The organism is Algibacter pacificus (assembly GCF_008033385.1).
GTDB lineage: Bacteria > Bacteroidota > Bacteroidia > Flavobacteriales > Flavobacteriaceae > Algibacter > Algibacter pacificus.
This window is the reverse complement of sequence record NZ_VOGY01000003.1, coordinates 377,082-390,300: the sequence shown is the minus strand read 5'-3', so window position 1 is coordinate 390,300 and position 13,219 is coordinate 377,082. Positions and strand designations below refer to the sequence as shown.

The following is a 13,219-nucleotide window of genomic DNA, read 5'->3' as shown; positions in this document are numbered from 1 at the left end:
AGCTTTTCTATTTTTTAAATAGACTTTTTAATTTCATTGTAATCACTCCAAAGATAGCCTCAGAAATAATTCCGGAGCTTAATTTAGAAACTCCTTTTGTTCTATCTGTAAAAATTACAGGGACTTCAATAATTTTAAATTGTTTTAAATAAGCTTTAAATTTCATTTCAATTTGAAACGCATAGCCTATAAATTTAATAGCGTTTAAATCTATGTTTTCTAAAACTTCTCGTTTATAACAAACAAAACCTGCCGTGGTATCATGAATTTTCATTCCGGTAATAATACTAACGTATTTTGATGCAAAATAAGACATAAGCACGCGGTTCATTGGCCAATTAACAACATTTACACCTGTTTTATAACGCGACCCAATAGAGAGTTCGGCGCCTTCAATGGCACAAGCGTTGTACAATTTAATTAAATCGGTTGGATTATGAGAAAAATCGGCATCCATTTCAAAAATAAAATCATATTTTTTTGCAATAGCCCATTTAAAACCGTGTATGTATGCGGTACCTAAACCCGACTTTTCTTTTCTAATTTCTAAAAATAATCGATTAGGAAACACGTTTTGAAGTTCTTTAACTTTTGATGCTGTTAAATCTGGTGAATTATCGTCAACAATAAGGATATGAGTTAATTTCGATTGAGAAAAAACCGCCTTAATAATAGCTTCTATATTTTCTATTTCATTATATGTTGGAATAATTACCACGCTATCCTTCATCATTCTTCTTTTGAGAGCCTAAAAATTTTTAGCAAATGTACATTTTTTAAAAATTGAGTTCTTTAAAAATTCCTTAATATTTTAGGTGTATTATTAATAATTGTAATAATTTTATCCAGTGATTAGAGCTATACCATCAAACGAACTATTTACCGTCTTATTATTAATAGGCCTGGCTATTATTGCTATTGCTAAACTTATTGCACCAAAGCGTTTTACAGATTTTAGTGTTATAGTTATAAATTCCAAATACCTCAATATTTATTCTAGAGATCAAAAATTTTTTGATAGGTTCGATTTGCTTTTATTTGGGAATTTAATTCTATCAAGCTCTATATTTTGTTATATTATTTATCAAAATATGTATAATATCACCAATGTATCCATTAATATGTTTGTTAAAATAGCCGTTGGAGTGGGAACGTTTTTATTTCTCAAAGTCTTATTAGAACGTATTTTGGCAAGTATTTTTTCTATTAAAGACCTTATAGATTTATATATTTTTCAAAAAATAAGTTATAAAAATTTTTTAGGTATCATTTTATTACCCATTAATGCCTTGTTAATTTTTACGTTTTCGCTAACAATAGAGCTAATTTATGGATGTATTGGTCTGTTGGTTTTAGTTAATTTAATAGGGCTAATAACCTCATTTAAAAGACATCAAAATCGAATAAAAAACAACTTGTTTTATTTTATTTTGTATCTTTGCACACTTGAAATTGCACCTTATCTGTTTTTATATAAGGTTTTGATTTTAAAATAACAGAATAAAACTGATTACACTTATGAAAGTGAAAACCATTTTAGTATCTCAACCAGAACCTAAAATAGAGAACTCGCCTTACTTCGATTTAGAAGAAAAACAAAAGGTAAAAATAGATTTCCGCCCTTTTATTCACGTTGAAGGGGTTTCAGCCAAGGAAATAAGACATCAAAAAATAGATTTAGGACAGTACACGGCTATAATATTAACAAGTAGAAATGCCGTTGATCACTTTTTTAGAGTGGCAGACGAAATGCGTTTTAAAGTTCCAGATAGCCTAAAGTATTTTTGCCAATCTGAAGCGGTAGCTTATTATCTACAAAAATATGTAGTTTACAGAAAGCGTAAAATTTACGTTGGAAAACGAACTTTTGCCGAACTTTCGCCATTAATTAAAAAATATAAGGACGAAAAATTCCTTTTACCAACTACCGACAAAGTAAAACCAGAAGTACCAAATACTTTGAATGCTTTAGGTGTAGATTGGAAACAAGCTACATTTTACAAAACCGTAGTTAGTGATTTAACCGATTTGGCCGATGTACTTTACGATGTTTTAGTGTTTTTTAGTCCTTCGGGAATTGAATCTTTATTTAAAAATTTTCCCGATTTTAAACAAAATGACACGCGTATTGCTGTTTTTGGAAACACCACTATTAAAGCGGTTGAAGAAAAAGGGTTACGCGTAGATATTGCAGCACCAACACCGGAAACACCTTCGATGACCATGGCGTTACAAAAGTATATTGATAAAGTAAATAAAGGAAAATAGTATCCTTTTTTTTAAATAATAAAATCGCTCCATTTTAATTAAAATGGAGCGATTTTGTTTAAATAAACCCTAAATCTAAATTTTATAAGTTTTGGAATAACATGAATTAAGTGTAATTAAACCTTATAACAAAAGTTCTTACATGGTAACTATACCACATTTTGTTGCAAAAAATCTGAGCAGATAAACCGAAAACTATACAAGCGCCATATTGCAAACCTAAAAATCACCTAGCGTGCAATTTGATAAAAACGATTAACTCCTACTAATCAAAAAACACTTGCATATCATCCAGAAATAATTTTGATAAATTGATTCAAAATCAAAAAAAAAGCACACAATACCGGCGATTTTGCACAATTTTCAATAAAACACAAAGCCTAAAACTTCTAATAACATTACTAAACTATACTTAAAATAAGTTTATTCAACTAAAAAAATGGTGACATAAGTTCCTTAAAAACATGCTTTCACCTATTAAAAGCAACTATTTTATACGTGTTAAACAGATTATATCCAATAGATACATTGGTGCTTAACCCAAAATAAAACTACCTACACCCAAAAACGTTAGCAAAAATTACAGCCCAAACATATTTTTTAATTATTTATTTGCGTAACCATATGGTTACACTTATATTTGTAACCAAACAGTTATTAAAATTATGAGACGAGATGTTTTTCAAGCAATTGCCGATCCAATTAGAAGAGATATTATTGAATTACTTGCAACAGAAACTTTAAGTGTAAATGAAGTAGCAGAAAAATTTAAAATTAGCAGACCTGCTATCTCAAAACACTTAAAAATATTAAATGAATGTGGCGTAATCAAATTTAATCAAATTGGTAGAGTTCGTTTATGCCTCATGCAGCCACAAAAATTAATTCCAGCTTTTTTATGGATTAACCAATACAATAAATTATGGGAAAATAGAATAGATTCTTTTGAAAATTATATTAATGAATTACAAACCAAAAACGAAAAAAAATGAGGGATTTAACCAATAGAACTTTAACAATTGAAAAAACATTTAACGCTCCTGTACAAGTAGTTTGGGATGCTTGGACACAATCAGAACACATTTTAAAGTGGTGGGCTCCAAATGGAATGGACATTAAGGTTATTGAACATAACTTTAAAGTTGGTGGAAAATGGAAATATTCTATGCCAATGCCCGACGGAAATGAATTTATATCAGAGGGAACTTATAAAGAAATTATTAATTTAAAGAAAATTGTTTCTTCCGCAGATTTTAAACCTATGACCGAAGGTGTAGAATTACAAACCTATTTTAAAGCACATGAAGAAAAAACCAAATTTATATTTAGTGTCATTCACCCCACACCCGAATATTGTAAACAGCAAGAAGAAATGGGATTTTATAACGGTTGGGGGTCTGCACTCAATAGATTAGAAGTAGTTTTAGAATCACTATTAAAATAAATAACATTTAGAAAATCGAATATAATTATTTTACCCGAGTTTTTAACTACACCCTGGTTTAGAATAATGCTATATAGTTTCAATAATTATCACCAACACCATAAATCACTACAAACCAATCTAATAAAACACATAAACTATAAATATCTTTGCTTTTAATACCATAACGCCTTCTATAAAAAACAAACCTAATATTAGCTTTTTTATCCCTTACATCTCCAAATACACCCATTTTCTGTATATTTACGATATGAGAAGCTCAAGCTAGACCACGTTATAAAGCAAACACGACACCTCTAAAACTAATTCAAAATAAAATGTCAATAACAACAGAATCAGAATTAATAGGCATGAAAAAAATTAGTGAAGTTGTTGGAACGACACTAAAATTAATGAGGGCGTACGCCAAAGTTGGTATGTCTACCAAAGAATTAGATAATTATGGAGGCACTATTTTAAGACGCTATGGGGCTAAATCTGCACCATACGAAACTTATGGATTCCCGGGTTACTCTTGTATAAGTGTAAATGAAGAAGCAGCTCACGGAATACCATCAAATAAAAAAATACTTAAAGAAGGTGATTTAATTAATATTGACGTTTCTGCAGAACTCAATGGCTTTTGGTCGGATAATGGCGGCTCTTTTATACTTGGAAAAGACATTCATAATCATCAACCACTTGTTAATGCTTCTAAAAACATTTTACACAAAGCTATAAGCCGTATTAAAGGTGGCGTAAAAATTTCTGAAATTGGTTATTTAATAGAAACCGAAGCTAAAAAATCGGGGTTTAAAGTTATCAAAAATTTAGCAGGACATGGGGTAGGTAGAAGTTTACATGAAGAGCCAGAGAATATTTTAAATTATAGAGTTAAAAGCAACTGCGAACGCTTTAAGAAAAACACCACGGTAGCAATAGAAACTTTTATTGCTACCAAATCTACTGTAGCCGTAGAACTTAATGATGGTTGGACCTTAGTAGGAAACCAAGGTGGATATGTAACACAACACGAACAAACTATACTTGTAACTGATAATTATCCAGTAATTTTAACCGCCTCTAATGAAATCTGGAATTAAATCAGGCTCAAAAAAATGATTCTAAGTAATAGATTTCTTCTTCTAGGTTGAAAATTCTGGTAGATGATTACTTTGCGTTGTGTTTGTAATGTTAAAGCATAAATTATATAAACACCTATATAAAAAAAGAAGTCATGCAAAAACAATGTCTAGAATGTGGCGATAAAATTGTTGGGCGAATTGATAAAAAATTCTGTTCCGATGGTTGCAGAAACGCCTATAACAATAGGGTAAATAAAGATAGTAAAAATTTAATTCGCAATACAAATAACAGGCTTCGGAAAAATTATCGAATTTTAGAAAGCTTAAACCCCGATAAAAAAACACGTACCTCACGAGCTAAATTAATAGAATCTGGGTTCGATTTTAACTATTTTACAAGTATTTATACCACCAAAGCACAAACGATATACTATTTTGTGTACGACCAAGGTTACTTAGAACTAGAAGGCGGCTATTATGCTCTAGTAAAACGAGATAGTTAATTTATACATGGATAATATTTTATCACATATTCAGTAAAACGAAAGGTATTTGATTCCTTTTGGTGGACATAATTTTTAGTCTCTTAACCATCTATTTCAGTACTAAAACTCAAATAATTAGGGGGATTTATAAAAAGTAGAAAAAGAAATATTAACTCGGTTAGAAAAAAAGAATACGTTAAAATAATTGGAAGTGCTCAAGCTATTAACAAATCTCTTATTGCTCTATTAAGCCGAAGATTATGCGTTTATTATCATGTTGTAAGCAAGCTGAAAAAACTCACGAACTAATTAAGATGTTAAACTAAATAATTTTATACTTTTACCCTAAATGTAATTACAAAATAATGAAAGGAATACAAGATACTTCAAACGAGACATATAGAAAGTTAATGGGGAACGGGCTTAAATATGTTATTCCTAAATTTCAAAGAGATTACAGTTGGGAATCAGAACATTGGGATGATTTATGGCAAGACATTCAACTAATCCTAGAGAATGAAGAAAACGAACACTATATGGGTTATTTAGTTCTTCAAACAACAGACAATAAGAAGTATACTGTGATTGATGGTCAACAAAGGTTAACTACACTTACAATATTAATCTTAGCTGTTCTAAAAAGATTAAATGATTTTGTTGAAGAAGGTTCTGAAGTTGAAAATAATGAAATAAGAATAAACACCTACAGAAACAATTATATCGGAACTTTAAATACAATAACATTAATTTCTGATAATAAGTTAAAACTAAATAGAAATAGTGATGACTATTATCGAAACTACATGGTTCTTTTAAAAGAATTACCACTAAGAAATACAAATACTTCTGAAAAAAATATGAGGTCGTGTTTCGAATGGTTTTATAAAAAACTAAAAAAATATTCGACTGGTGAAGAAGTTGCTAACTTCCTTGAAACTATAGTTGATAAATTATTTTTCACAGTAATAACAGTTACAGATCAAATAAATGCATTTAAAGTATTTGAAACTCTTAACGCTAGAGGAGTTCAACTTTCCTCTTCTGATTTACTAAAAAACTATTTATTTTCAGTCATTGATGAATCCAGTCCACATCATACAGAAATAGAAGAATTAGAAAAATTATGGAGCAGAATAATTGGAAAACTAGGTAATAAAAAATTCGAAGACTACTTAAGATATTATTGGAATAGCAAAAACAAAACTGTACGTAAAAATCAACTTTTTAAAGTAATTAAAAACAATATTGGTTCAAAAAAAGACACTTTTGAACTAATAAGAGATTTAGAAGAATCAACTGATATATACATTGCAATTCAAGATCCTGGAAGTGAACTTTGGGGTGACAAGCCAGATATTATTAAAGGAGCTTAAACTATTTCAAATCAAACAAACTAATTCACTATTAATGTCTGCTTACAAGAATTTGGATATAAACTCTTTTACCAAATTAGTAAAAACTTGTTCTGTAATTTCATTTAGATATAATATTATAGGAGGCTTAAATCCGAATGAACAAGAAGATGTTTATAATAAAATTGCTAATTCTATATCCGAAAATAAAACTATTAATTTAACAGATTTCCAATCTGTTTATGTATCAGATATTAACTTTGAAAATGATTTCAAAACTAAACAATTTAAAAGGACTTCAAAAAATCATAAAATAGTAAAATATCTTTATTCAAAAATTGAGAAGCATTCCTTTAATAATGATATTAACTCAGAAAGTGACAACTATACTATTGAACATATCTTGCCCGAAAGTGCAGATGAAAATTGGGGAGATTTTAACAATGAGCAAGTAAATAGATCTATTTATAGACTAGGAAATTTAGCTTTATTGGAAAATAGATTAAATTTAGAAGCAGAAACTAAACCTTATTCTGATAAAAAGGAAATTTTCAAAAAATCTAATTGTCATACTACAAATTCTATTCCTGAGGAATACAATGATTGGAATGAAAATAAAGTTTCAGCTAGACAAAGAGAATTAGCAAAATTAGCAAAAACAATATGGAGAATTCAAGAATTGAACTAAAAGCCAGTTGCCAACAAAGTATAAAATTAATTGCTGGTTTCTAGCCTACTTAAGAAAGTCCGTGAGAACTTTCTATCTGTGATTTATTTGCTAAATTTAGTACTTAAAACAGGCAACTAATCTTATACAAAACCGTTATTGTAGAATTTAAAATAGATAAAAACTGGAAAAAAATTATAGATGATACCAAAGGGTGAGGACTTTTTTATAGATTCGAACACCGAAAAATCTATTGTAAAACTATCCTATTTAAATAAAAATTTCAAGCGCATTTATCTTACAAAGAACTACAACAAAAATTCAGGATATAAAAAGGCCTCTTCAGAGCGACTAGAAACCTATTTAAAACTAAAATACTAAAACGAGTAAAAGCATTTTTGGTATTAACAAACAATTGCGCTATCCTGAAGGTATTATAGCAATAAATGAAAATATTGCGGTAAAAGGCATTGCCGAGTAGCAAAATATTAATAGTACATTAACAGGATATTCCTGTTCAAAAACATTAAGTCTTAACGGTACAAAAAAATAAAAGCTTTTAGTTTCCAACGAACCAAAAGCCTTACACGGTTACTTAAAATTTGTAATGCAGTATATTATTTCCAGTTTTGTCCTTTTAAAGTCATAGCCGCTTTAAGGACATCTTTTTGGCTAATTTGCCCAACCAACTTACCATTCTCTACAATAGGAAATCTTCGGCGTTTAGCCTCTAAAAATTTATTAGCCGCATCAAAAATATTCATATTACCATCAATGGTTTCAACATTCATAGTTACATGTTTTTCTATAGTTTTATCATGCATAGGCATATTGTAATATCTACTTTCGCTAATTTGTTTAATACAGTCCCCTTCAGAAATAACACCAATTAATTCGTTCTTATCATTAACCACTGGCCCTCCAGAAATACGATGTTTAATTAGTTTTTGCATAACACTTTCTATAGTTTGCTGTGGGCTAAAGGTTATTAAATCTCTTGTCATATAGTCACTTACCTTAAGCGGAGTACTATCAGTTGCGCCCGCTTGCTGCTTTCGTGCGCCTTGAAAACTTTTAATTGCCATAGTTGTTTAGTTTTGGTTAAAGTAATTCTAAATATAGGGAATTTATTTCTACTTTCCTAAACAAACATAAACGTCTATACAAGTCTTTTAAAAAACAAATAATTGAGTTAACTAAATATATACGAAGTTGTTATGATGTAAAAGTTTAAATTTTACTTATTATTATATATGAAGTTTCTTGGAAATATTACCTCAAAAACATTTGATTTATATATAAAAATAAAAGGTTTTAATCTGCAAAATATCCTGAATATAACGACATCGGCACCTATTATTTTAATGATGTTATGACCTAAAAGAAAGGTAATAACAAGCTACTAAAAAAATATGGCAAATTTTTAACAATTTAAATCCTTATTTTTAATAGTTTTAGCATCTCAATTTAAAATAAATAAATGAAAAAAATTTTAATAGTTCTCATTATGGGGTTTGGGTTTCAAATTCAAGGGCAAACCAATTCTGATTTATTAAAGCACTACGAGGCTTATTATAAACAAATGCAACTTCAAGGGGATGTACAAGGCGTTATAAATGCCATGACGCATTTGAATGTTTTGTCTCCATCTGAAGCCAGAACAGATACCTTAGCTTATATTTATATGAGTGAAAACAAATACGTGCAAGCCCTAAACACTATAGGGATTGTAAGTATGTCTACCGATTCTGATATTGCTGTAGAGGTAAAAGCAGTGTCGTTAAAGGCCTTAAAAAAACCAAAGTTGGCTATCGAACATTTTAATGAAATGTTTAAAAGAACACAAAATCCTTTAATAGCTTATGAATTAGCTGAGCTTAATTTACAAATTACGAACCTTGAAGAATCTAAAAAACATATCAATTTTGGACTAGCAAACACTACCGCTGATATGAAGAAAGCTTATTATGAAACACAGCCGCCTTATGAAGTCCCCTTAAAATCGGCTTTTATGTATTTAAATGCTATTGCTACTTACAATAAAGATAAAAAAGCAAACCTTAATGCGGCTATAAGTATTTTGGATTCTATTTTAATAGATGCTCCTAATTTCAACTTAGCAAAACTTAGCAAAACAGAATTACTAAGGCAAAAACAAGCAGCAAAAACAGTTGAACCAAAAAACTAGAGTTATCTTATATATAAAAAAAGGGATTTTCTAAATTTAGAAAACCCCTTTTTTTGTAGTTTAAATTTTAGCCTTACCAAATTTTAACACGATTTTCCGGTTCAATATACATAGCATCTCCATCTTTAATATCAAAAGCAGTATAAAACGAATCGATATTTAACAATGGCTGAACCGCTCTATTCATTCCTGGAGAATGCGGATCGGTTTTTATTCTTGTTTTTAAAGCATCATCACGCATTTTAGTTCTCCAAACAGTTGCCCAACTCATAAAAAAGCGTTGTTCCGGCGTAAAACCATCAATAGCTTCAGGTCTTCCGTTAGCTTCTAAATCCATTTGTAATGCATCATAAGCGGCGTTTACCCCGCCTAAATCTCCAATATTTTCACCAAGTGTAAAGGCCCCGTTAATATGTACGTCGGGTAACACTTCAATAGCACTATATTGATCTGCTAAGTTTTTACCTAAAGCTTCAAATTGTTTTAAATCCTCATCGGTCCACCAATTATTAAGATTTCCATTTTTATCGTAACGAGCTCCCGAATCGTCGAAACAATGTGAAATTTCATGACCAATTACAGCCCCAATACCTCCGTAATTTACAGCATCATCGGCGGTAAAATTATAAAAAGGTGGTTGTAAAATAGCTGCAGGAAAAACTATTTCGTTATATCGTGGGTTAAAATAGGCATTTACAATTTGTGGTGCCATTCCCCATTTACTTTTATCTACAGGTTTCGATAAATCTTCAATAATTTTTTTATGATTCCAAGCTCTAACATTTACTATGTTTTGCATATACGATCCATTCTCCTTTGGTCCATCAATTTCCAATTCATCGTAGTTTTTCCATTGATCCGGATAGGCAATTTTCACTTTTAACGCTAATAGTTTTTCTATTGCTTTTTGCTTAGTTTCTTCCGTCATCCACGATACGTTAGAAATTCTATTTTTAAATGCCAAAATAACATTTTTAATCATGCGTTCGGCTTTAGCCTTAGCTTCTGGCGGAAAATAATTTTCTACATACAATTTCCCTAAAGCTTCACCAACGGTATTGTTTACAGTGCTTAAGGCTCGTTCATTTAATGGTTTTTGAGCTTTTGCACCACGAAGTGCTTTACTATAAAATTCCCAACTAGCTTTTTCCAAATTAGTGCTTAAAAGTTCAGCTGCGTCATTAAAAGTATTCCATCGCAAATACGCTTTCCAATCGGCTACATTATTATCTTCTAAAATAGCTTGTAAAGCATCAAAATATTTTATTTCGCTAACAATAACGGTGTCTATAGATTTTACACCAATACCTTTAAAATAGGTTTTCCAGTTTATTGCTGGAACCATTTTTTGTAAATCGGCAATCGATCTTGGGTTATAACGTTTACGTGCATCGCGACGTTCTACTTTATCCATTTTAGATTGTGCCATACGGGTTTCAAAATCTAAAATTTGTTGAGCTTCTGCCGTAGCAGCCGTTTCCGACGCTCCTAAATATTGAAGCATTTTTGTAATATACGCCACATATTTTGTTCTAATTTCCTTAGAGTTTTCATCGTCTTTAACATAGTAATCACGATCTGGCAAGCCAAGGTTACCACCACCAAGATAACCTACATTTTTATTGCTATCTTTAGGATGTGCACCCACGTAAAATCCGAGAAATCCAGATCCTCCTTTAGATTCCATATCTATCAGATAGTTCTCCAAATCGTCTATACTTTTTATATCATCAATTTTTGCTAAGTATGGTTTTAATGGTGTTATCCCTTGTTGGTTTCTAACCACGGTATCCATTATAGTTTGGTATAATTTTACAGCTTTATCTTGATCGGATCCTGGGACAATTTCTGTTTTTTTCAAATCTTTATCTGTTGACACTGCTGCTTTAAGAATAGATAGTGCATCTTGATTTGTTTTTTCTCTAAGTTCGTCAAAACTCCCCCAGCGAGTTTTATCGGATGGAATTTCATTATGGTCTAACCATTTTCCGTTAACGTATCTAAAAAAATCGCTATTTGGTTTGACTTTGGTATCCATGAATTCAATGTTAATTCCTGGAACAGATTCTACTTGGGCAACTACTTCTTTTTGGTCACTTTTACACGACACAATAGATAAAAAAGCAAGCCCACCTAAGATTGATAAATAATTCGAGTTCATTTTCATTTTTTGTATTTATAGTAATGTGTTGCTTTAATATGTAATAACAGTTGCTAAAATACATATAAATAACAGTAAATTACAGGGTTTTAATTTAAAAATGAAACCGAAAAGCAAAAACAGTATTAAGGTTTATCAATAATAATATTATCGGCCTCAATTTTTTGATTCATTTGAAAATTAAGGTTAGAAAATGATTTTAAAAAATCTTTAATGCATAAAAGCAGTTCGTTTTGGTTAGTAGTATCTAAATTTGATAGGCTTTTAAGTTTATAAAGATAGGTTTCTAATGCTGTTATCCTTGCCATAGTAGCATTGCTGTTTACGCCTTCTGGAATGTTCTTTTTTAAGTCTTTTAAAAGTGTTTTAATATTTTTATCATTATCGTAAAAAAAAGAAAGATCGGCCTTTTTTACATTATTTATTACGGTTTCTAATTGAAAATATTCCTGCCAATCTTCAATCATTTTTTCGGTTCTAGCATCTAAAGCATACTCTACGAATTTTAATTTGGAAATACTTTTTTTTGAAACTCCAAGTGTATTAGGGGCCTCGATTTGTTCTATTTGAGTGTCTACTGCTTTTTTACAAGCTAAAAATGAAAACAAAATACTTAGTACTATTAAAATCTTAAATTTCATGGTATTCAATTTAAAAAGATAAGTTACAAAGATATACTAATCCTTAATGTTTTTTAACAAAAGCTTTCCATAAAAGGCGATAAGCTAGGTAATATTATAATGAGACTAGACATATAACTATTAGTTGTGTTAAAGAACGAAGTCTTTTTAAAATATTTCCATTTAGATTGTATATTTGAACAATACCAAAAATGTTTTTAATTAACAAAACTACTTTTAACTTAAAAGGTTTAGTTTTACTTGACTACTAACTTGGTATAATCCCTAAAATTAGAATTAATTATGTTAGAAAATTTTTGGTTTAATGTAGAGTATGGTATCAATCATGTTTTGGATATAAACGCTTATGATCATGTTTTATTTTTAATTGTACTAACCATTGCCTATACCTTTCGCGATTGGAAACGTGTGTTTTTTTTAGTATCCATATTTACCTTAGGACACACCTTATCCCTAGTTTTAGCCTCTTATAATGTAATTTCTGTAAATGGGATTATTGTGGAGTTCCTAATTCCGGTTAGTATATTGCTCACCGCTATTTTTAATGTATTCACAGCAGGCAAAGGCCCACAAAAAAGCAAGGTAGGCGTTTTGTTTTTAATTACGCTAGCCTTTGGGCTAATACATGGTTTAGGCTTTGCAAGAGAGTTTAAAATGCTTTTAGGAGACACCGACAATAAAGTTTTGTTATTGCTAGAGTTTGCTTTGGGTATCGAGTTAGCTCAAGTTATTATTGTATTTGCGGTCTTATTTTTAGGCTATATATCGCAAACTATATTTAGGTTTTCTAAACGAGATTGGGTTATGGTAGTTTCGGCTATTGTAATTGGTTTGGTAATCCCTATGATAATGAACAGCGAATTTTTAGCTTAATTTTTATAAAACTTTAACCTTGCAGGGTTGAAATTAAAACACAAAGGAAGTATATTCGTTTTGTACATTTAAGCGA

The 13,219-nt window shown here is 30.1% G+C and carries 15 protein-coding genes; 11 read left to right on the top strand and 4 right to left on the bottom strand.

What is annotated here, in order from left to right; genetic code table 11:
* Positions 1-7: 7 nt before the first annotated feature.
* A complete protein-coding gene (locus FQU21_RS06940; protein ID WP_147677331.1) occupies positions 8-730 on the bottom strand; it encodes a polyprenol monophosphomannose synthase in 723 nt (240 codons plus the stop codon).
* Positions 731-848: 118 nt separating this feature from the next.
* On the opposite strand from FQU21_RS06940, the gene FQU21_RS06935 reads away from it, so the two are divergent.
* From FQU21_RS06935 to FQU21_RS17415, 9 genes are all read left to right on the top strand, one after another.
* Entirely contained in the window at positions 849-1,496 is a 648-nt protein-coding gene (locus tag FQU21_RS06935) for a DUF4271 domain-containing protein (protein WP_147677264.1), read from the top strand.
* A gap of 22 nt (positions 1,497-1,518) precedes the next feature.
* Positions 1,519-2,268, top strand: coding sequence for a uroporphyrinogen-III synthase (locus FQU21_RS06930; RefSeq protein WP_147677263.1), 750 nt, complete (start codon positions 1,519-1,521; stop codon positions 2,266-2,268).
* A 665-nt stretch (positions 2,269-2,933) separates the two neighbouring features.
* Positions 2,934-3,260 carry an ArsR/SmtB family transcription factor gene (locus FQU21_RS06925; RefSeq protein WP_147677262.1) on the top strand — a complete coding sequence of 109 codons (327 nt, stop codon included), beginning with the start codon at positions 2,934-2,936 and terminating at the stop codon, positions 3,258-3,260.
* Positions 3,257-3,712 carry an SRPBCC family protein gene (locus FQU21_RS06920; protein WP_147677261.1) on the top strand — a complete coding sequence of 152 codons (456 nt, stop codon included), beginning with the start codon at positions 3,257-3,259 and terminating at the stop codon, positions 3,710-3,712. The genes FQU21_RS06925 and FQU21_RS06920 overlap by 4 nt, the downstream gene beginning before the upstream one ends.
* A 317-nt stretch (positions 3,713-4,029) precedes the next feature.
* Entirely contained in the window at positions 4,030-4,794 is a 765-nt protein-coding gene (gene map, locus FQU21_RS06915) for a type I methionyl aminopeptidase (RefSeq protein WP_147677260.1), read from the top strand.
* 134 nt (positions 4,795-4,928) lie between these two features.
* Positions 4,929-5,279 carry a hypothetical protein gene (locus FQU21_RS06910; protein WP_147677259.1) on the top strand — a complete coding sequence of 117 codons (351 nt, stop codon included), beginning with the start codon at positions 4,929-4,931 and terminating at the stop codon, positions 5,277-5,279.
* Between the two features lie 347 nt (positions 5,280-5,626).
* Positions 5,627-6,634: a DUF262 domain-containing protein gene (locus FQU21_RS17560; protein WP_222707998.1), complete on the top strand. Its 1,008-nt coding sequence runs from the start codon at positions 5,627-5,629 to the stop codon at positions 6,632-6,634.
* A 34-nt stretch (positions 6,635-6,668) separates the two neighbouring features.
* Positions 6,669-7,301 (top strand): HNH endonuclease family protein, encoded by a 633-nt coding sequence (locus tag FQU21_RS17555; protein ID WP_222707997.1) that lies wholly within the window; start codon positions 6,669-6,671, stop codon positions 7,299-7,301.
* Between the two features lie 180 nt (positions 7,302-7,481).
* Complete coding sequence (locus tag FQU21_RS17415) at positions 7,482-7,661, top strand: hypothetical protein (protein WP_187269338.1); 180 nt, start codon at positions 7,482-7,484, stop codon at positions 7,659-7,661.
* A 236-nt stretch (positions 7,662-7,897) separates the two neighbouring features.
* Here FQU21_RS17415 and FQU21_RS06900 read toward each other — a convergent pair whose 3' ends face one another.
* Entirely contained in the window at positions 7,898-8,365 is a 468-nt protein-coding gene (locus FQU21_RS06900; RefSeq protein WP_147677258.1) for a CBS domain-containing protein, read from the bottom strand.
* A gap of 395 nt (positions 8,366-8,760) precedes the next feature.
* Between FQU21_RS06900 and FQU21_RS06895 the strand changes: the two genes are divergently transcribed.
* On the top strand, positions 8,761-9,468 hold the full coding sequence (locus FQU21_RS06895) for a hypothetical protein (RefSeq protein WP_147677257.1): 708 nt from the start codon (positions 8,761-8,763) through the stop codon (positions 9,466-9,468).
* Positions 9,469-9,541: 73 nt separating this feature from the next.
* Here FQU21_RS06895 and FQU21_RS06890 read toward each other — a convergent pair whose 3' ends face one another.
* Together FQU21_RS06890 and FQU21_RS06885 are read right to left on the bottom strand one after the other, a co-directional pair.
* Positions 9,542-11,629 (bottom strand): M13 family metallopeptidase, encoded by a 2,088-nt coding sequence (locus FQU21_RS06890; protein ID WP_147677330.1) that lies wholly within the window; start codon positions 11,627-11,629, stop codon positions 9,542-9,544.
* 125 nt (positions 11,630-11,754) lie between these two features.
* Positions 11,755-12,270, bottom strand: coding sequence for a hypothetical protein (locus FQU21_RS06885; protein ID WP_147677256.1), 516 nt, complete (start codon positions 12,268-12,270; stop codon positions 11,755-11,757).
* Between the two features lie 282 nt (positions 12,271-12,552).
* Here FQU21_RS06885 and FQU21_RS06880 point away from each other — a divergent pair, with 282 nt between their 5' ends.
* Entirely contained in the window at positions 12,553-13,143 is a 591-nt protein-coding gene (locus tag FQU21_RS06880) for a HupE/UreJ family protein (protein WP_147677255.1), read from the top strand.
* The last annotated feature ends 76 nt before the right edge of the window (positions 13,144-13,219 follow it).